General features: G+C 42.3%; 9 protein-coding genes. 8 read left to right on the top strand and 1 reads right to left on the bottom strand.

Features of this window, described 5'->3' with window-relative positions; genetic code table 11:
- The first annotated feature begins 299 nt into the window (after nucleotides 1-299).
- From DQW11_RS14150 to DQW11_RS14175, 6 genes are all read left to right on the top strand, one after another.
- Nucleotides 300-2,720: an ABC transporter permease gene (locus DQW11_RS14150; RefSeq protein WP_113924709.1), complete on the top strand. Its 2,421-nt coding sequence runs from the start codon at nucleotides 300-302 to the stop codon at nucleotides 2,718-2,720.
- A 249-nt stretch (nucleotides 2,721-2,969) separates the two neighbouring features.
- Nucleotides 2,970-5,411: an ABC transporter permease gene (locus DQW11_RS14155; protein WP_232826751.1), complete on the top strand. Its 2,442-nt coding sequence runs from the start codon at nucleotides 2,970-2,972 to the stop codon at nucleotides 5,409-5,411.
- Between the two features lie 68 nt (nucleotides 5,412-5,479).
- Nucleotides 5,480-7,897, top strand: coding sequence for an ABC transporter permease (locus DQW11_RS14160; RefSeq protein WP_113924711.1), 2,418 nt, complete (start codon nucleotides 5,480-5,482; stop codon nucleotides 7,895-7,897).
- A gap of 387 nt (nucleotides 7,898-8,284) precedes the next feature.
- The gene (locus tag DQW11_RS14165) at nucleotides 8,285-10,693 is read left to right on the top strand and encodes an ABC transporter permease (RefSeq protein WP_113924712.1); all 2,409 of its coding nucleotides are present in this window, start codon (nucleotides 8,285-8,287) and stop codon (nucleotides 10,691-10,693) included.
- A 384-nt stretch (nucleotides 10,694-11,077) separates the two neighbouring features.
- Nucleotides 11,078-13,492 (top strand): ABC transporter permease, encoded by a 2,415-nt coding sequence (locus DQW11_RS14170; RefSeq protein ID WP_113924713.1) that lies wholly within the window; start codon nucleotides 11,078-11,080, stop codon nucleotides 13,490-13,492.
- Between the two features lie 246 nt (nucleotides 13,493-13,738).
- Entirely contained in the window at nucleotides 13,739-16,096 is a 2,358-nt protein-coding gene (locus tag DQW11_RS14175; protein ID WP_113924714.1) for an ABC transporter permease, read from the top strand.
- Nucleotides 16,097-16,530: 434 nt separating this feature from the next.
- On the opposite strand, the gene DQW11_RS14180 is transcribed toward DQW11_RS14175, so the two are convergent.
- Nucleotides 16,531-17,244 (bottom strand): class I SAM-dependent methyltransferase, encoded by a 714-nt coding sequence (locus DQW11_RS14180; protein WP_113924715.1) that lies wholly within the window; start codon nucleotides 17,242-17,244, stop codon nucleotides 16,531-16,533.
- 687 nt (nucleotides 17,245-17,931) lie between these two features.
- Between DQW11_RS14180 and DQW11_RS14185 the strand changes: the two genes are divergently transcribed.
- Nucleotides 17,932-20,328: an FtsX-like permease family protein gene (locus DQW11_RS14185; RefSeq protein WP_113924716.1), complete on the top strand. Its 2,397-nt coding sequence runs from the start codon at nucleotides 17,932-17,934 to the stop codon at nucleotides 20,326-20,328.
- Between the two features lie 536 nt (nucleotides 20,329-20,864).
- Nucleotides 20,865-21,107 (top strand): hypothetical protein, encoded by a 243-nt coding sequence (locus DQW11_RS14190; protein ID WP_113924717.1) that lies wholly within the window; start codon nucleotides 20,865-20,867, stop codon nucleotides 21,105-21,107.
- Nucleotides 21,108-21,145: the final 38 nt, after the last annotated feature.

A 21,145-nucleotide genomic window follows, 5' to 3' on the forward strand; every position in this document is an offset into this window, starting at 1 on the left:
GTTCCAAGTACCGAGGTTTTGGACAACGCTTACCAAAAAACAATAACAACTAAAAAGAGGCGAGTGACGAGAGATGAGACTTTGGGAATTAAGAATGATAAATTCAGAATTTAAGAATGAAGGATTCGACAACTAGAAACAGACAACCATTACAACTACTAGAACAATTACAACAAATAGTACCAAGTATTAAGTACCAAGTACTAAGCTCCGAAGACAACTCGACAACTTGACACCCTGACAACAATTACAACCACTACTACAACTACAACCACAACTACAACTACAACTACAACCATATGCTCAAGAACTACTTCAAAATCGCCTGGAGAAACCTTTTGAAAAAGAAAGCATACTCATTCATCAATATTTTTGGGTTGGGGTTGGGAATGGCCTGTTGCTTCATGATTTTTATGTTTGTTCAAGACGAATTGTCATTTGATTCTTATCATGAAAAAGGCGACCGTATTTACCGATTAATCCATGGTGAACTTCCATCCAAAGACCAAGCTGAAAATGCAGGAGTTATTCCATATTGGGTTTGGCACAATGCCCCCGTGGGACCAGCACTTAAAAGTTATTTCCCTGAAATCGACAAAGTAGTCCAGTTTTCCGGCAGTTCTGATATCCTGCTTACCGATGGTGAAAATTTCTATCAAGAAGAGGGTGTGTTTTTTATGGACTCGACAGCCTTTGATGTTTTTAGCTGGAAGGTGATCAAAGGCGATCCCAAAACTGCATTGACAGCACCTTATAGTATGGTAATGACTGAAACCACAGCCAAAAGGTATTTTGGAAATGAGGATCCAATCGGCAAAACAGTCAAAGGAAGTGACTCACCTGGAAGGTCTAATGCAGGGGATTACACTGTGACGGCTGTCATTGAAGATGTTCCTGAAAATTCCCATTTCAAATTCAACATATTGCTTTCATTAAGTACATTCAGACAATTTTGGCCTGAAGTATTTGATGCTTGGGGATATGTGGATTTTTACACTTATTTCTTGGTAAATGAAAACTTTGACCTTGCTGCATTCAAACAAAAAATCCCTGATTTTCTTGCTGCAAGACAGGATAATCCCCTCTATACTGTAAAAGTCGAGCAGATGAAGGATTTTTATCTCCGGACAGACGCGGACAGACAACCCGGAGAAACAGGAAGCTTATCCAACATCTATATTTTCTCGGTCATAGGGATTTTCATTCTTGTTATAGCAATGATCAACTTTATGAACCTGTCCACTGCTAGATCCATGGAGCGGGCTAAGGAAGTGGGAATCAGAAAATCCGTTGGCGCAGAAAGGAAGCATCTTGTATTCCAATTCCTAGGGGAGTCTATCATCATTGTATTTCTGGCGATGATTGCTGCTGGCATTTTTGTAGCAATTGCCATGCCGCTGATGAACAGCATCACCGGCAAAGAACTGGGGTTGAAGGAGTTTGTCAGTTGGCAATCGGTTCCTAGTCTAATCGGGATTCTATTTGTGGTGGGGATATTGGCAGGATCCTATCCGGCTTTTGTACTGTCAGGATTTAAGCCGGTTCAGATCTTAAAGGGAATTTCTGTAGCTAATAACAGTGGAATCAGCCTTAGAAAAGGACTTGTGATTTTTCAGTTTAGCCTATCTATCATCCTGATTGCCGGGACTATCATCGTCTATAGCCAAATGAACCACCTTCTTGACAAAGACATGGGTTTTGACAAAGAGCAGATGTTGGTATTGGACTACAATTATGATGATAAAGTAAATATGATATCGAGTGCGCTCAAAAGCGAGTTGGAAGCAAATCCTTCAATTTTGTCAGTAGCTTTTTCAAGAAGTGTTCCCGGAGGATATTTTCCAAACGCCGGCACATCCATACAGAATCCTGGTGGGGAAATGGTTCAAATGGGTCAGGCAATTTTTCAGGTTGGAATTGATTTTATTGATCATTTTGATATGGAGTTGGTGGCCGGAAGATCCTATTCAAGGGAATTTCCTTCAGATTCCACTTCAGCTTTGGTGATCAATGAAGCCGCTGCACGTCAATATGGCTATGCCAATCCTGCCGACATTATTGGGAAGAAATTTGACCAATGGGGTAGGAAAGGAGAAGTAATCGGGGTGGTAAAGGATTTCAATTTTATATCCCTCCACAGGACTATAGAGCCACTGACTTTACCATTTGATGCTTATTCGAGTCGTTTCCTTTCTATCAAAGTAAAACCGGAAAATTTGGAAAAAACCATTAAAGAAATTGAGGAAGTCTGGAAAAGAATGGCCCCACCCTATAGGCCGTTTTTATACAGCTTTTTGGATGAGGACTTTAACAAACAATACCAAGCGGATTTCAAATTTAGGAAGATATTTACCTCATTTTCTGTTTTGGCGATCTTAATTGCTTGTTTGGGACTTTTAGGTCTGGCTACTTACACAGCAGAAATCAGAACAAAAGAGATCGGAATCAGAAAAGTGCTTGGCGCTGAGGTTTCGAGTATTGTTGCCTTGTTGTCCAAGGATTTTATCAAATTGGTTTTGGTAGCAATTGTCCTAGCCATCCCGGTTACATGGTATGCCATGAATAGCTGGCTGGAAGGATTTGCCTATAGAATTGAAATCGGATGGTGGGTATACTTATTGGCAGGATTGGTTGCAGTCATTGTGGCTATGGTCACCATCAGCTCTCAAGCCATCAGTGCAGCGATGCTGAATCCGGTGAAGAGTCTGAAGAGCGAATGAGGAAAAAGACATTAGATCCAAGACTGAATTGTCGAAAAATAGGGAAAAATTTGATTGAACAAAGTTTTATGTACCAAGTAACAAGCCCTGCTGACAGCCTTAATCAACCGACCACAATGACAACTCGATAACCATTACAACGAAAAGTATCAAGTATTAAGTACCAAGTACCAAGCACCGAAGACAACCGGACAACATTTACAACTCGACAACAATTACAACAACTACTACCATTACAACTATATCCCCATGCTCAAAAACTACTTCAAAATCGCCTGGAGAAATCTGATAAGGAATAAATCCTTTAGCCTAATCAATATTCTTGGTTTGGCAGTCAGCATGTCTATTTGTTTACTTATCATCATGATAGGGATAGATCAGTATAGTTATGACACTTACCATAGCAAAAAGGACAGTATCTACAGAATTCATTCTACTGAATATCAGGAAAACGAAGGAGAAACAGCAAGTACTGCTTTACCCCTTGCTGAAAAGCTGAAAAAAGAGTATCCTATTGTTGAAGCCGCGGCAGCGATCAATAGTGAAATCGGAGGGGACATCATCTATGAGGAGAAATTTGCATCAGGTGGAGGTTATTTTGCGGATGAAAATCTATTTAAAATTCTGGATTTTTCTTTCAAAGAAGGAGATCCAAAAACAGCCTTGAATGAACCATTTTCGATGGTGATTACATCAGAATTGGCAGATATTCTATTTAAAAATGAATCAGCACTTGGCAAGATTGTCGCTTTTCAGGATAAGGATATCAGGGCCACCGATATCGAGGAAGGGAATATCGAAACTGATTTTGGCTACTTTACCATCACAGGCGTTCTCAATCCAACACCCGGTAAAACCCACTTGCCATTTAAACTTTTAGCTTCTTTGAGTACAATGAAATCACTTCCCGAAGGCTCGGTAATGTATGAAAACGAGGAAGATTGGAACAACGTTTGGACCAATTACACTTATGTCCTTTTGGAGGAAGGGCAAAGTAAAAGTGATTTTCAGTCAATTCTAGATCAAGTTTCTGAGGAAATTTATGGGTTAAAATTTGAGGACAAACATTCTTTTAAAGCTGTTGCTTTGAGTGAAATTAATCCAATGGGGATGATTGGAAACACTACCCATATTGGTATTCCTAAAGTGGTCCTATTGATTCTGGGGGTCCTTTGTATCATTGTGATGTTCTCGGCCTGTCTGAACTATACCAACATGTCAGTAGCCAGGGCACTTACCAGGATTCGTGAAGTAGGAATACGAAAGGTTTCAGGAGCAAGCAAAAGCCAGATTTTTGCACAGTTTATAACTGAGGCTGTGCTAATATCACTTTGTTCATTGGTCTTGGCTTTCTTCCTTCTTCAGTTACTCCAAAAGGGAGTTGCAGGCATGACTTTTGAAAAGTATCTGAAGATTTCTTTTGAGCAAAATCTATCTGCAATATTGATTTTTATAGGTTTCAGCATTGCTGTAGGGGTTTTAGCCGGTTTACTTCCTGCTTCTTATGTTTCCAAACTGAACCCTATCAATTTGTTCAATAAGCTGAGTGGTGTCAGGATGTTCAAAAATTTGAGGATCCGAAATATCCTCTTGGTGATCCAATTTTCAATTTCCTTGATTTTTATCATTTCTGTTGTACTCATCCAGGCCCAATCCAGGCACATTATGAATTTTGAATATGGATTTGCAAAGGAAAACATCGTCACTGTCAAGCTTTTTAATCCTGAAAACTATTCCAGATTTGCTCAGGCTGTAGTTTCCAATCCTTCTGTCACTCAAGTTGGGGCGACATCTCTTATACCCGGGGGAGGTTGGAGTTTTGGCAATGAAGTGGTTAATCCCGATTATCCTTTGGATAGTATTTCCACTAATTTCTTTGATATCGATGCTTTGGCTGTGGACGTTTTAGGATTGGAAATCTTGGCAGGTACCAACGTTCCTGCCGAAGGAAGCCCAAACCTAATTTTGATCAACGAGAAGTCGGTTGAAGAATTTAATCTTGGCAGTATAGAGGAAGCTATCGGAAAGCAATTGACGATAAACCAAGACGGTGAATTCCAAAATCTGCAAGTAGCAGGAGTGGTCAAGGATTTTCAGTTCCTTCCACCCCATAGGGAAATGCAAAGTTTGATTTTGAGAAACAGAGAAAGTGAATTTGGTTTTGCTTTGGTGAAAATCTCCAATCAAAACCAGGCACAGACGCTTGAAGCTCTTGAAGCATCTTGGAAAGAGGTAAATCCAAATTCCAAATTTTCCTACAAATTTTTGGATGAGGAGCTCCTGTTCATCCATCAGGTTTTGGGAGATGTCACTTCAGTCATCGGACTGATTTCATTTCTGGCGGTATTTGTTTCATGTTTAGGGCTTTTGGGGATGGCGACTTATACTGCCCAAACCCGAATCAAAGAGATTGGAATCCGGAAAACCCTTGGATCAAGTATTCCCCAGATTATTTATTTACTGTCCAAAACCTTTTTGGCCTTATTGGGAATCGCCATCTTGATAGCTGTGCCTTCAGCATATTTTATCAATAATTTATGGCTTGATTTCTTTGCATCCCGGGTTAGTATTGGAGTCATACCAATTGGATTTGGAGTAGGTGCGATTTTGTTGATCAGTTTGGGAATCATCTTATCACAGGCCTATCGGGCTGCCACTATTAACCCGATTGAAAGCCTGAGAAATGAATAAGGAATTTCTGATTTTCAAAAATCCAAGAAACCACAAGCCATTAAACTTCTAAACCTTCAACTCTCACCATGCTCAAAAACTACTTCAAAATCGCCTGGCGCTCACTTACGCGCAGCAAATGGATCGGGGCAATCAATATTTTTGGATTGACTATTGGAATTACTGCTGCATTATTACTTTTTGTGGTGGTCCAATATGAATTGAGTTATGATAAATTTCAGACAAATTATGATCAGATTTTCAGAATTGTCACGCAAGATACTTACGAAAACATCACGGATTTTAACCCCGGTGTATCCAATCCCTTTCCCGATGCATTGATGTCGGAAAAGCTGATGTATGAAATAGTTGTCCCTGTCATTGTCCACAGTGATGTACAGGTCAATATCCAGAAAACAAATGATGAGGGGGGCTTGGATAAATATAAGGCGAAAAGGTTGTTTTTTACTACTTCAGAATATGCAGAAGTTTTTGATGTGGAGTTTATTGCGGGAAGTCCGATTATATTAGATCAGCCTGACCATATTATCCTGACCCGAACAGAGGCGGAGCGGTTTTTTGGAAATTGGCAAAGTGCACAAGGTAAATCCCTACAGCTTACCAATGGCGTGACTTTGTTGGTAGGTGCGGTGGTAAACGATATACCTGAAAACAGCAACTTTGATTTTGATATGTTGGCATCTTTTGAGACCATCCGGTCGCATCAGGATATGTTTGGGTATGACCTCAAAGAGTGGGGAAGTACCAGCAGTAATTTTCAGGTCTACGTCCAGATGGATCCAAACGGTGATTTGGCAAAAGCGCAAAGTCAATTGGATGGTTTTTCCAAAAAGCACTTTGAAGGTAGAGGAACATCCGTGAAATCCCACCACATGCAGCCACTCAGCGATATTCATTTCAACCAGTCTTTTGAACCTTTGAGTGGTAGAATGGTCCGAAAATCAACTATTCAGACTTTGATCATTGTCGGGATATTTATCCTCCTGATGGCATCTATCAACTTTGTCAATCTCAGTACTTCGCAGGCAATCGGACGAAGTAAGGAAATCGGGGTGAGGAAAGTAATGGGAAGCTCCAAGTCGCAGATAGCATTGCAGTCCTTTGGAGAAACCTTCCTGACAGTTTTGGTTGCTTCCCTGTTGTCTTTTGGCCTTGCAAATCTTTTGTTTCCATTTCTCGACAAAATAGCTGATGTTCCTTCTACCATCAGTTTTTTCCAGCCTGTGATTTTATTCTTTGTGGCTTCCTTGCTTGTTCTTTTGACATTGGTTTCGGGATTCTATCCCGCGATGATTATCTCCAAATTTCAGCCTATCCAAGCACTCAAAAATAAGTTTCAGGGAGCTCAAATAGGAGGGATTTCAATTAGGAGAGGTTTGGTGGTCCTTCAGTTTGCCATTGCACAGATCCTTATGATCGGGACGCTGATAGCTGTCAGGCAGATGAATCTGGTGCAGGAAACTGACCTAGGGTTTAATAAAGATGCCATCTATTACATCGAAGTTCCATCCGACAGTCCTACAGAAGTCCGTATTGAAGGGTTCAAGCAGGGATTATTAGGGATTCCCGGAGTCGAGGGGGCAAGTTTGGCTTCGGATGTCCCTTCTTCGGATAACAATTCTGCAACCAATTTTTACTTTGACAACAAAAGTGAAGATGTCACTTTTCCTGCTTATCTGAAGTTTGCAGATGCTGCATACTTTGACCTTTATGAAATGGAATTTGCTGCAGGCCAAGGATATCCCGCGAGCGATACCATCAGAAATGTGGTGATCAATGAAACCATGGCCAAGAAACTTTTGATTCCTTCTCCTGAAGAAGCGATCGGCAAAAACATCCGATTGGGAAGCGGGGAGTGGGTTCCGATCACCGGCGTGGTCAAGGATTTTACAGTCAATTCTCTTAGGGAAGAAATCAAGCAATTGCTTATCACGACCGAAAAGGCTTATTACAGGCAGGTTGCAGTGAAGCTTGATGCGCGCTCAGACAAAGCAACCTTGACAGCGATACAGGAAAAGTTCGAGGAAATATACCCTGAACAGATTTATACTGCCAATTTCTTGGATGAATCTATTGCCGCATTTTACGAAAGCGAGCAAAAGCTGGCGTTGGTGTATAAGATCTTTGCTGTTCTTTCCATTCTGATATCCTGTATTGGTTTGTATGGCTTGGTGTCATTTATGGTGGGTCAAAAAGTCAAAGAAATCGGCATCAGAAAAGTGCTCGGAGCTTCTGTTGCACAGATCACGATGATGCTTTCCAAGGAATTTATCCTGATGGTTTTATTGGCATTTGTGATTGCGATTCCATTAGCCTATTTCATGGTGCAGGAATGGTTGGCATCGTTTGCTTACAGGACTCCAATTTCGATTGGTTTATTCCTTTCGGTGATGTTGGTTTCGCTGCTGATCACGGCATTGACAGTGGGTTCAAAAGCCATTCGTGCTGCCATTGCCAATCCGGTGGATAGTTTGACGGATGAATAATTGGACAGAAGATTCAAGACGCAAGACTTGGGGAAATCTGAATTTAGAATTATGAATCATGGATAAACGCTTCTTTGCCAGTAACCCTATATTCTTCTTCATGGGGACGGAAGACGGAAGTCGGAAGACCCCCGCCTGTCGTCGGGCAGGGATGTACCGGATATTTCAGTCTGCAGACAAAAATTTAAAGGCATATCCAATCTACTGGCATAATTGTGTACATACATTTTATGAATTAATAATGAAGAATTCCGACAACCAGACAACCAGACAACTTGACAACCCGACAACCAGACAACTTGACAACCCGACAACCCGACAACCATTCTAACAATTACAACCACTACAACCACTACAACAATTATAACCACTAAATCCCCTTTCCCTATGTTTCGCAACTACTTACTCATCGGCTGGAGAAACCTGAAAAGAAACAAACTCAGGACCGGTATTCACATCTTGGGATTGTCAATCGGGATATCAATCTGTTTCCTGATTTTCAATATTTTTTGGTATGCCCATAGCTTTGACAAATTCCATCCGGATTCGGAACAAATATTCCGGATGGGGATGATTACCGATTTTGGAGATGGAGAATTCCCGAACTCAGGCGTGCCCGGACCTTTGGGAGAAGTGGTCGAATCGGAGTTGACAGGCATCGCCCATAAAGGTAGACTATACACCCTTTGGGAAACTTTGGTGATACTTCCCGAATCCAATAAAGTAATGGGTAGAACCAATACAGTGACTTTTGCAGATGCCGGATTTTTTAAAATTTTCCCCAGAAAATGGCTGGCAGGAAGCCCTGAAAACTCACTGGAAAATCCCAATTCTGCGGTAATCAGTCTTGCTTCACTGGAAAAGTATTTTCCCGGGCAACAGCCTTTGGATGTTTTGGGCAAGGAAATTATATATTCCGATGCAGATACCATCTCTGCGCAGGTGACAGGTGTGGTGGCTGATTTTGAAGAAAATACCGACCTCGTTTTTACCGATTTCATTTCCTTTGCCACGATCAAAAGCATGGAAAAAGAAAATTGGTTCGGCCTTGATTCTTGGGGAAATGTCAATTCCAGTTCCCAGCTTTTTATCAAAAAAGAATTTCTAAAGTCCGAAGCAGACCTGAACCTGGGTCTGGACAATATCTCCAAAAAGTACCTCAACAAAGAAGGGGGAAATTCAAGATTCACCATACAACCTTTGTCAGAAATCCATTTTGACCAATCTGATCCGGGTCCGCAATCCGTCTCCAAGGTATTCCTGAAAGGCCTGATTTTTATTGGTTTGATCATTTTGACATTGGCATGTCTGAATTTTATCAACCTCGAAACAGCCCAAGCAATCGGCCGGGCCAAGGAAGTGGGAATCAGAAAAACCCTTGGAGGTGACAGGTCCCAATTGGTCTTTCAGTTTTTGTCAGAAACATACCTGATTGTTTTCTTTTCCTGCCTTTTGGGCATTGTGCTGACAGAGGGATTGGCGATGGTTTTCAGAAATTACCTTCCTTCAGGTCTCGAAGTGGATTATCTCAGTCTGGAAAACCTTGGGTTTTTGTCAGTGATTTCCATTTTGTTGACACTTTTGGCGGGTATTTATCCTTCACTTATTTTGGCCAATTATGATCCGCAGCGTGCCCTAAAAGGAGAGAAGGAACAAAGCGGAAAATTTTCCATCGGGGTTTTTCTAAGAAAAAACCTGGCTGTCCTTCAATTTGCGAGTTCTATCGCTTTCATCATTTTGGTTTCGGTGATTTCATTTCAGATGAAATACCTTTCAAGCCAACCATTAGGCTTTGAACGTGAGGCAGTGGTCTATACCCAACTGCCATTTATGGCCGGTGTAGACAAAGCCGAAAGGATAAGAGAGCGGATCTCTCAGTTCACCTTCGTCAAAAATGCTAGTTTGAGTGGGGATTTGGTATCTTCTGATGGGCTTTGGACTTCTGATTTATATGTACCAAAAGACACTTCAGAAACGCGCCATATCGTCCAAGTCAAAAATGTCGATTCGTCTTTCGTCGCTGTCAACGGCCTCAAGATTCTTTCAGGAAAAACCGGATCAAACCAAGCCGACGAAATCATGGTCAATGAGGCTTTTACCAAAGAAATCGGAGCGGCAAGTCCTGATGAAGTCGTGGGAAAATTGGTGAGGTTCGGTGCCACCCAGAGAAAAATCACCGGAGTGGTCAATGATTTTAATTCGCGGACTTTGAGGGAAGAAATCCGGCCTTTGGTATTCTCTTATGTTCCTGAAGGTTTTCATGTGTTGAATATCAAACTCGAAAAAGGATATAATCTCGCTCTCGCCAAAACTGAAATGGAGGGAATCTTCAAGGAAATTTATCCCTATGATGAATCCGAATTCAAATTTTTGGATGATGCCATAGCCTCTTTTTACGAGGAGGACATGAAAATCAGAAATGTATTGGGCATGGCCTGTATCCTTGCGGTGATCATCTCCGCGATGGGGTTATTTGGGCTTTCATCCTATACGATTGCGCAGCGAACAAAAGAAATCAGCATCAGAAAAGTGTTGGGCGCGTCCATTATGCAGATTTTGGGACTGATATCACGGGAATATGTCATCCTGATTTTGGTGTCCTTTGTCTTGGCAGTGTATCCTGCCTATTATTTTCTAAACGAGTGGCTGAATTCCTTTAGTTACAAAGTGGAAATGCCTTATTTCATTTATGGGCTTTCAGGCCTTGGGGTAATGTTTCTCTGCCTGCTGATCGTAGGGTTACATTCCTATGCTGCTGCCCAGACCAATCCTGCGAAGATTTTGAAGGATGAATGAGTTTATGAAGACATAAGATGCAAGACTGAATTCTCGAAAGGAAGAGGATGTCTTGAAGGTACAAAGTATTAAGTACCAAGTACCAAGACCCGTGACGACGCAGACAACCACCTAAAAAATGTAAGGTGCAAGATCGAGGGAATTCAAAATTTAGAATGATGAATTAAAAATGACTTGGTATTCGTCACTCTGAGTGAAGCGAAGAGTCTCAATTTAGAGAGATTCTTCACATCCGCGGGTTGCGGTTCAGAATGTCGGATTCCACATCCTGACAACGCGAAGCAGAAAACCATTACAACAACTAGAACAACTACAACCTTACAGCTTTCCAACCTTTAAATTTTAAAATTTTCCAATCTTTCAATTTTCCAATCTTCAAATTCCATGTGGACATACTACCTTAAAATAGCTTGGCGTAACCTGAGGAAAAACAAACTTTTCTCAGCCTTAAACATTTTGGGCCTATCTATCGGAATGGCTGTCTGCATCGTAATTCTCCTGTTTGTAAACTATGAAAGGGATTTTGATTCGATTCATACCAAGAATATCTACCGACTAAACGAAGTGCAAAAATGGGAGGGCATGGTTGCTCCCCAAAATGTGGCACTTTCTATGTATCCTATGGGGCCGACTTTGGTGGAAGAATTTCCTGAAATCCTCAATTTCACAAGGGTTCGGCCGGGAGGAGAGATGAAACTTCGACAAAACGAAATAGCACATACGCTGTCGGAGACCCTGTGGGCAGATTCCTCTTTCTTCCAAATTTTTGATTTCAAAATGCTGCAGGGTGATCCTGCGACGGCTTTGGTAAAACCCGGTAGCCTAGTGCTCACCGAAACCACTGCTGTTCAACTGTTTGGAGATGAGCCTGCCATGGGCAAAGTCCTGACCTTATCGGAGGCCGACAGTTCCTACTTTACAGTAACGGGAATTCTGGCTGATGTTCCGGAAAATTCTCACCTCCGGTTTGATGGTCTGACTTCTTTTAGTACGTATGCAGGCCCTCAAAATATGGAGAACTGGGGAGGAAACTGGCTGACAACCTATCTCGAACTGGTCGATGGATCGGATATTGATTACCTGGAATCCAAATTTCCTGCCTATCTAGTTTCCCATATGTCTGAAGAAGGGGCTGAAGGGTACAAGCTTTTCTTGCAGCCATTGGAAGATATCCATGCCAACTCCACGGATATCACCCATGACTACCTCAATTATCAGAAATTTGACGGAGCCTACACCCGGATATTCTTTTATATCGCACTTATCGTGTTGATTATTGCAGGGATAAATTTTGTGAACCTTTCCTCCGCCAAATCCATCAACAGAGCCCTTGAGATCGGTGTGCGCAAAGCCTCCGGAGCTTCAAGAAGACAGCTATATTTTCAATTCATCGCAGAGTCGGTCTTGATCAGTTTTATTGCAATGTTTCTTGCCGTGATATTGGTTAGCCTTGCATTGCCCTTACTCAGTGAATTCAGTCAGCGAAAGTTAGAGTTGCATTTGTTTAGCGACCCCATCCTATTGGGATCCCTACTCCTTGGTGCCCTGGCAGTAGGCATTGTTTCCGGCATCTATCCGGCAGTGTATTTGTCTAGTTTCCAACCGGTCAAGGTCCTGAAAGGCTCCGTGGAGTCAGGAAAGAGAAAATCCGATTTCCGGAATATCCTGGTTGTTGTCCAGTTTAGCTGTGCGATATTTTTGATCATTTCTACATTTTTTGCCTCCCGACAAGTGCGGTATATGCAGGAGAAAGATTTGGGATTTTCACATGATCAGGTAGTGACCATTCCCATCAACGAACGTTATTCACCGAAGTATGACCTCCTGAAAGAAAAATTGCTATCCAATACACTGGTGGTCAAAGTGACAGGGTCACAGCAGCGATTGGGGAACAACCTGCATCAGACCTCCGTGAATTACAAAGGTGATGGACCTGTCAGAGGCCTGACCACTTCCCAAGTTGTGGTGGATCCGGATTATCTTGATGTCTATCAGATGGAGTTGGTCGTCGGGAGAAATTTCCGGGATTCAGAGGCAGACAACGGCAAGACCTATATCATCAATGAGGCATTGGCTGAGGAGTTGCTGAAAGAGAGTGGAGGTGACAAGCCACTCGAATCGCTGGTTGGTCACCAATTTGGTTTTGGGTTTAATGGACTGGACTCTGTCGGTCAGATCGTCGGAATAGTAAAGAACTTCAACTTCAATTCCCTGCACCACAAGATCGAAACCCTTGCACTTTTCAATCAGAAGGATTGGGGCTATGGGGAAGTTTCTGTCAAAATTGCAGGAGATAGAGTTCCTGAAGCCCTTGCCCATATCGAATCGGTGTGGAATACGGTGATTCCTGAGAGTGAATTTGAGTATGAGTTTTTGGATGATCATTTCACGGAATTGTATCGGGCTGATAATACCGTGAATGTTATCATTGGGATGCTGACAATTCTTTCCATTTTAATTTCGTGTTTGGGATTATTTGGATTGGCATCATTTACCATTGAGCAGAGAAAAAAAGAAATAGGCATCCGCAAAGTTTTAGGGAGCTCAATTTCAGGTGTCGTGGCCATGTTGTCCACCGATTTTATAAAATTGGTTTTGGTAGCGATTTTTATTGCCATCCCGGTTGCATGGTTTGTGGTAGACAGCTGGATTCAGGACTTTGCGTACCGGATAGATTTGGATTGGTGGGTGTTTGGTTTAGCCGGAATGGTTGCCCTCATTATTGCTTTGGCTACTGTCAGTTCACAGGCCTTCAAAGCCGCGATGATGAATCCTGTGGATAGCCTTAAGAGCGAATAAATAGAAGCGAGAGACGAGACTTGGGGAATTCAGAGTTAAGGATGATGAATTAAAAATGACTTAGTATTCGTCACTCTGAGTGAAGCGAAGAGTCTCAATTTAAAGAGATTCTTCACCTCCGCAGGTTGCGGTTCAGAATGACGGATTCCACATCCTGACAACGCGAAGCAGACAACCATTACAACAACTAGAACAATTATAACCATTCCAACAAAACAAGCCTCCAAACTTTAAACAAAACCCGCCATGTGGAAAAACTATCTGAAAATCGCCTGGAGAAATATCCTGAGAAGTAAAGGATTTTCCATTATCAATATCGGTGGGTTAGGAATCGGGATTGCAGCTTCTGTTTTGATCTTGATCTGGATCCAATTTGAGCTTTCGATCGACAGGTTTTATGCCCATTCGGATCGGGTTTATGCAGTTTGGCGCTATACCACTATGGACGGCGAAGTGTTGAGTTGGGATTATACACCTGCGCCTTATGGTCCAGCATTGAAAGACAAGTTTCCTGAAGTGGAAGCAACCACAAGGCTTACAGAATGGGACCCACATCTTTTGACCGTGGGATCAAACAGCTTCTATGAAAAGACAACTTTTGTGGATCCCGGTTTCTTTAAGTTGTTTACTTTTGAAGTCATTTCCGGTGATACTGAGTCTGCTTTGTCTGTTCCGGATGGTATTATTCTTACCAAAACAGTTGCAGAAAAGCTTTTTGGAAAGGAAGATCCAATGGGAAAAACAGTTGTTTTAGAAAAGCAACTTGATTTCCAGGTCATGGCCGTGGTCCAGGATTTACCTCAAAACACCAACTTCAATTTCACTGTCTTTTTGCCCTTCAAAAAACTGGAATCAATGGGTTGGGCGGATTCTTTTTGGGGCAATAATTCTTACAGGACTTTTGCAATGCTTCATGAAAGTACAGATGTAAATGAATTCAATGAAAAATTTGCAGGATTTACTGCCCTGAATACGGAAGACAAAAGCGTAAGCGATTTTTTGTTTCCCATGTCTGACCTGCATCTGTATTCTAAATTTGAGAACGGTGTTTCTGTCGGCGGCCGGATCGAGCTGATACGATTGTTTGGGGGAGTAGCGCTTGTCATTTTGCTTTTGGCCTGTATTAATTTTATCAACCTCAGCACTGCCCAAAGTGAAAACAGGGCAAAAGAAGTCGGTGTTAGAAAGATTTCAGGTGCCGGAAGGGGAATGTTGGTTTGGCAGTTTTTAGTTGAATCAGTCATGATTGCCTTGTTTGCTTATGGTTTTGCATTGACCATTGTTGCGATAGCTTTGCCTTACTTCAGCAATTTTATCGGAAAGGAACTTCAAAGTCCCTTTTTCCAGCCTTTGTTTTGGGTGATTTCTTTTGTCTATATCATGGTCATCGGGATATTGGCCGGAAGTTATCCTGCTTTTTTGATGAGTTCCTTCAAGCCTACGGCTGTTTTCAAACTGAAGTTGAATGCCCGCAAATATTGGGTAAATCCCCGTGAGGCTTTGGTGGTTTTCCAATTTGCAGTGGTAGCGATATTGATTTCGAGCGTATGGATTATCCGCGATCAGATGAACCATGTCCAAACAAGGGATCTTGGGTTGGACAAGGAAAACCTCATTTACCATCAGGTCTCCGGAACAATGCAGGAAAACATGGTGGCTTTCCGCAATGAACTGTTGGCTCTGAAAGAGGTCAATTCTGTCAGTTATACTTTTTCTCCCATTACTGAGCTGCACAGTGATACCAATATGATGAAATGGCAGGGCAAAGATGATAGTTACAGACCCGCCATGTACAGAATGGGAGCAGATGCGAACTTGGTTGAAACTGCCGGATTTGAGTTGATTGCAGGAAGGGATATCGATGTATATACTTTCCCAAGTGACAGCAATGCAGTTTTGATCAATGAAACCGCAGCTAAGAGAATGGGATTTGAAGATCCTTTGGGACAGGTGATCCAAGACGATGACCTGAGTTTTACTGTTGTCGGCGTGGTGAAGGATTTTATAATGGGATCGCCTTTTGATGAGGTATTGCCTATTTTGGTTTTTGGTCCAAAAAGAAATCTGAGTTTTATCCATGTTCGTCTAAATCCCGGAGAGGACTATTCGGAAATACTGGCAAATGTTGAAGACGTTTTTGCAAAGTTCAATCCGGGAGCTCCTTTTGATTATAATTTTGTAGATCAGGTCCATGCCCGAAAGTTTGAATCCCAGAAACGTACGGCTCAATTGACCGGATTATTTACGGTCTTGGCTGTTCTCATTTCCTGCATGGGGCTTTTTGGATTGGCTACTTTCATAGCTGAACAACGAAGAAAGGAAATCTCAGTCAGGAAAGTTTTAGGGGCATCCATTCCCGGTTTGGTGAGGTTGATATCTTCCGAATTTACAAAGTTGGTCCTGATCGCTGTGTTGCTTGGAATACCAGTCACATGGTATTTTATGGATTCTTGGTTAGAAACCTTTGATTATAGAATCTCCATCGATTGGAAGATATTCCTTTGGACAGCGCTTGCGGCTTTGGGGATCGCATTTTTGACAGTCAGTTCACAGGCCATCAAAACCGCCATGATCAATCCGGCAAAAGTTTTGAAAAGCGAGTGATTTGGATGAAGTGAGAGCCAATAAACGAGACTTGGAGAATTTATGATGGTGAATTCAGAATATCGGGTTCTCTTCAACGAGATAACCTGACAACCCGACAACAATAATAAAGTGAAGCAGACAGCCATTACAACAACTAGAACCATTACAACCATTACAACATCTAGAACCAGATTAAATGAGATTCTTCACCTTTGCAGGCTGCAGTTCAGAATGACGGATTCCCAAACCCGAAAACAGTAACAACCTGAAGCAGTCAACCAAAAAAGACCCAAGATACAGTGAAAGTCCAAGTCCGAAGACTTGAACTATTGAATTCCCCAAACCCGACAACATTGACAACCTTATAACGCGAAGCAGACAACCATTACAACAACTACAACTATTACAACCACAATAACCAATTAACCAAATAACCCCTTAACCAGAAAAGCTCATTCCTTCTCAAAAACCAAAAAGTGCTGTATTTTCATAAACTGACCGTTTTGTATAAGTATGAAGCCATTGGCTGACAACTCTTTGGTAACCTGCTCGACAGTCATTTTATGAAGTCTTTTGATGGCGACTTTTGGGTCCTCTCCACGGTATTCGATCAGGAGGAGTTTGCCGTCCGGTTTGAGGGATTTTTTGATGTTCTGTAGTACCTCATGCGGATACTCCAACTCATGGTACACGTCTACCATGATGGCAAGGTCAATGGAATTTTCTGGAAGCATGGGTGATTTCTCTGTTCCTTTGATCGTCACCACATTGTCGAAGCCGAGTTCTTTGCTGCGATCCTCCAAGTATTTGATCGCAGGATCCTGGATTTCGACGGCATACACTTTGCCCTCAGGTACTTTCTTGGCGATTCTGAAAGTATAATATCCCGATCCCGCTCCGATATCCGCTACTACACTCTTTTTGTCAATGGGAAGGTTTTTGATTGCCAACTCTGTATTTTCTTCCTGCGGACGGGTGGATCGTTCCAGCCAACTCATACCCATAAAGTTCATGACCTGTGATATTTCCCTCCCCATATAGACTTTGCCGGTGCCGTCACGGTCAGGGGTTTTGTAAGTGTAGATGGCATCGGTTTTTGTTTGGGTTTGCCCAAATAGAGTTGATACGAAGAAAAGGAGAATGATAGGCAGCAGAAATTTTTTCATGGCGAAAAGGAAATTCAGTAAAAAGAAATCTTAACAATATACCCAAAAAACGCCCTTTACCTGTAATTGTTTTGACCGATACTGGACGAATACTGTTCGTATTCAAAGAAGGGTTTAGATTGAAACCTATCCAATTGAAGAAATAACGAAGATTTGACCTTTGGCATGTTTTTGGGCTTAGTGGATTCAGGCAACCACAAAAACGGTTTTAATTTTCCTGAATCCTAAACCAACTATTTTCAAGGACAATTAGAATGGATGTTTTGGGCTAAGGTTTTCCGCCTCAAAAACCGAAACGTTCTTTCCATCGAGGTATTTTAGTTTAGTTATATAGAGCAAGGTTTGGATCCTGTCCAGGCCTTGCTTTTTTTTGCCCGTAGGCGAACAATAATGTCCGTGATTTTATGGATTTTCACCTCCAATCAGCGATTATTTACTGTTTTGGATGTTTTTCGATTGGCATGGTAGTGGGAAGGAAGTTAGTAGGTTAAGAAGGATGGAAGTAGGGAAGTATGGAGTACGATTTTCGAGGCAAATCAAGGATTGAATGCTAAGGCTTACATCCTGCGTTTTTTCTAAATGATAAGGCAAAGTCTTGCTTCTCGGCTCTCGGTTCTTGTCACTCGGTTCTTGTTTCTCGCTTCTCGCTTCTTGTGTCTCACGTCTCAAATCTCACATCTAAATAATATGTGGAAAAACTACTTTAAAGTCTCCTTCAGAAACCTGTCCAAGCGGAAGCTGTATACAGGAATCAACATCCTTGGTCTGACGATTGCCATTGTCAGCTTTTTGGCGATATCGCTTTATATCTACCACGAGTTGAGCTATGATAAGATGTACACCGACTCGGAGAGGATTTACAAGTTCAACCAGGAATTTGTCTCCGGCGGTGAAAGCCAATTGGTAGGGACGACGCCGTCGCTGCTCGTTCCCACGTTGATGGAGGAAATGCCTGAAGTCGAAATCGGGACTTTGGTATTTGACCTGAGCATTTTTTCATCTGTTATGGTGGATGCTGGAGAGGGAAATCAAGAGGAAACCAAATTTGCCTTTGCTGATCAGAATTTCTTTAAAGTCTTTGATTTTGAGATGATCACAGGCAATCCCGACCTTGTTTTGACCGAACCCAATCAGATTGTTCTGACCGAAAGCACGGCAAAAAGGTATTTTAGAAATGCCCCTGAGGCCAATGGCAAAACGCTGAAAATTGATGGGAAGGAATACCTAGTCACAGGAGTCATGCAGGATTTCCCTTCCAACAGCCATTTGGATTTTGACTTTATTGCCTCTTTTGCCACACACCGGCATAGGAAAAATCCCGAATGGTCACCCTCTAATTATTATTCGTATGCGAAACTGACACCTGATGCCGACTTACCGGCTTTGACATCCAAGCTGGATCAGATGGTCGAAAAATACATGGGTGAAGACATGAACAATTATGGCTTCAAAACATCCTTTTTGTTCCAACCTGTCACTTCCATCCACCTTGGTGACAACCAACTCCAAACTGTCAAACCAACTTCCGACATCCGACAACTCTATATCTTCGGCCTCGTGGCTGTTTTGTTGATTTTCATCGGGATCATCAATTATGTCAACCTTGCAACTGCAGAAGCCACCGAGAGAAACAAGGAAGTGGGATTGAGAAAGGTAATGGGTGCAGGGAGGATGCAGCTTTTTGGGCAGTTTATATCTGAGTCCTTTATCCTGACTTTTTCCGGTCTGATGTTTAGTCTCTTGGTTTTGTATTTCCTTGCCCAACCATTTGAAAACTTCTCCGGCGTGCCACTTCAGTTGGATCTTTTGGTTTCTCCTGTTGGCCTGGTAGCGGTTTTTGGGCTCCTGTTGTTGATCGGATTTTTGTCGGGGATTTATCCTGCCTTGATCCTTTCGGGGATGGAACCGCTGCGTGCCCTTGGCAAAAACATCAAAATCGGGGGAGGGACTTGGCTTCGCAAAGGCCTTGTCGTATTCCAGTTTTTTGTATCTATCGGTTTGTTGGTGGCGACGCTGATCGTGCAGCAGCAATTGGACTACATGCGTGAAGTCAACCTTGGTTATGACAGGGAGCAAGTAGTAGCATTGACCTATCACTACAATATGCGGGAAACTGTAGGAACCCTCAAAAGCGAACTCCTGAGATCCGGCGCGGCACAATCCGTGACTTTGGCCGCCGACATGCCGATCTACATCAAGGCAGGATACAAGATCTTTCCTGGGTTTGACAACGAGAAAGAACTGATGATTACAGGCTATAATGCTGATCCGGATTTGGTCAAAACTTTGGGACTGAAGATTGTAGCAGGGGAGGATTTTTCTCAAAATGAAATCACAAGGTCTGTCGCCTATGAAGAAAACATAGAACATGCTGTCATGCTCAACGAATCCGCAGTCAAATCCCTCGGTTGGACCAATGAGGAAGCAGTGGGCAAAAAACTGAATTTCGGTTCTCCGGCCTTCGTCAAGTCCGTAGTCGGGGATTTCTACTTCAATTCCCTTCACCATCAGGTGGGGCCTTTGGCCATCATGGTCAATCCAAATGAAGCCAATATGATTTTGGCAAAACTTCCGAAGGGAAATCCTGCGGAGCATTTGGCCAAAATGGAAGGAATTTGGAAAACCTTAGCTCCTGACAGGCCTTTCAATTACAAATTTGTCGATCAGGAATATGCGCGCATGTACAGCTCGGAAGAAAAGACCGGGACCATCTTCAGCCTTTTTGCAGGGATAGCCATTTTTATTGCCTGTATGGGATTGTTTGGTTTGGTTTCCTATGTGGCCTTGAGAAGAACCAGGGAAATCAGCATCCGCAAAGTCTTAGGCGCGACTTCAGGAGATGTCCTGAAAGTGCTTTCTGCGGACTTCTTCACCTTGTTGGGAATATCCTCAGTCCTGGCAGTGGGTTTTGGATTATGGTTTTCCAAGCAATGGTTGGAGGGATTTGCCTACAAAACACAGATTTCTCCATTGGTCTATGTTGCCGCAATAATGGTGGTGGCGCTGATTTCCTTTTTGACCATCGGCTACCGCACCCTCAAAGTCAATCTCCAAAATCCGGCGAAGACGCTTAAGGACGAATAAGAACCGAGAGAAGGAAGCTTGGAAGTCGGGAAGGAAGGAAGTCGGGAAGTTAGAATGTTGAATGAAAGGACGGAAGACAGAAGACGGAAGATGGAAAAAAAGCATTCCCTTGTCATTTTGAACGTAGAGAAAAATCTTAAAAAAATGAATCTCGCAAAGTCGCGAAGGCGCAAATAATTTGAAGCGAGAAACAAGAAGCGAGTGAGATAAGCTTGGGAGTCGGGAAGGATGGAAGTTGGGAAGGATGGAAGTTGGGAATGTTGAATAAAAGGACGGAAGACAGAAGACGGAAGATGGAAAAAAAAGCTTTCCCTTGTCATTTTGAACGTAGAGAGAAATCTTAAAAAAATGAATCTCGCAAAGACGCAAAAACGCAAAGGAAAAGAGAAAGGAAAATCCCACATATGACTCAAAGGCGCAAAAAAATCAACCTCTTACTACTTGCCTTTCACCTCTCACTCCTCCTTTTTTAAAGCTCACCGAAAGTTTGCTCGTCTTTAATTGATTAAATTGCAGATGATTTTAATTGGGTCTCTATGAAAATGGATAAAAAAGCCTTCGTTATTCAGAGTTTTGAAGAAGCTGCAGACCATCAGAAACATTATGGAAATATGCCTGAGGAAGAAAAGAAGGATCTGTTTTTCAAACTGATGCAGGCGGCTTATGGATTTGTGGGCAATGATTGGCCAAAGATGGATAAGAGTCATTTTGAGATGAGCTCTAACAGAAGAGTGAATGATTCGGGCCAATCAGAAAATTTAGATTTGGATAAATTTTAAACCAGGTTTTTAAATTTTTCTTTTCAAGTCAACATCAA

Source organism: Cognataquiflexum aquatile (assembly GCF_003316845.1).
In the GTDB taxonomy this organism is placed as follows: Bacteria; Bacteroidota; Bacteroidia; order Cytophagales; family Cyclobacteriaceae; genus Cognataquiflexum; species Cognataquiflexum aquatile.

Coding starts and splice junctions, on each gene's coding strand:
- DQW11_RS14150 (WP_113924709.1), top strand. CDS start 300: ATGCTCAAGAACTACTTCAAAATCGCCTGGAGAAACCTTTTGAAAAAG.
- DQW11_RS14190 (WP_113924717.1), top strand. CDS start 20,865: ATGAAAATGGATAAAAAAGCCTTCGTTATTCAGAGTTTTGAAGAAGCT.
- DQW11_RS14175 (WP_113924714.1), top strand. CDS start 13,739: ATGTGGAAAAACTATCTGAAAATCGCCTGGAGAAATATCCTGAGAAGT.
- DQW11_RS14170 (WP_113924713.1), top strand. CDS start 11,078: ATGTGGACATACTACCTTAAAATAGCTTGGCGTAACCTGAGGAAAAAC.
- DQW11_RS14180 (WP_113924715.1), bottom strand. CDS start 17,244: ATGAAAAAATTTCTGCTGCCTATCATTCTCCTTTTCTTCGTATCAACT.
- DQW11_RS14165 (WP_113924712.1), top strand. CDS start 8,285: ATGTTTCGCAACTACTTACTCATCGGCTGGAGAAACCTGAAAAGAAAC.
- DQW11_RS14185 (WP_113924716.1), top strand. CDS start 17,932: ATGTGGAAAAACTACTTTAAAGTCTCCTTCAGAAACCTGTCCAAGCGG.
- DQW11_RS14155 (WP_232826751.1), top strand. CDS start 2,970: ATGCTCAAAAACTACTTCAAAATCGCCTGGAGAAATCTGATAAGGAAT.
- DQW11_RS14160 (WP_113924711.1), top strand. CDS start 5,480: ATGCTCAAAAACTACTTCAAAATCGCCTGGCGCTCACTTACGCGCAGC.